Source organism: Streptomyces sp. TRM70350 (assembly GCF_019219825.1).
Taxonomy (GTDB): Bacteria; Actinomycetota; Actinomycetes; order Streptomycetales; family Streptomycetaceae; genus Streptomyces.
Genome location: NZ_JAHUXH010000146.1, coordinates 1 through 264 on the forward strand (window position 1 = coordinate 1; position 264 = coordinate 264).

1 protein-coding gene is annotated in these 264 nt (G+C 68.6%); it reads right to left on the reverse strand.

What is annotated here, in order from left to right:
- A partial coding sequence (locus tag KWI83_RS37970; protein ID WP_218518913.1) for a transposase occupies positions 1-264 on the reverse strand: 264 nt, incomplete at both ends.

Consider the following 264-nt stretch of genomic DNA (forward strand, 5'->3'; position numbering starts at 1 on the left):
CGCTGGCCGGTCAGGGCGAGCATGGGCATCCAGGCCAGCAGGTCGAGCGCGAGCTGGACGATCTCCAGCCAGACCTGGTTCTGTGCGGTGTCGTGCAGAGGCAGGTTCCGAAGCCCGGTCGAACGCCCGGTCCGGATCCGGTCCTCGGCGCGGGCCCGCAGCCGGTGACGGAGCTCAAGTTCGGCGATCGGCCGGTCGGGAGTATTGGTGGCGAAACAGGTGATCCGCATGCCGTCCGTGTCCGTGATTCTCAACTGGGCCCCG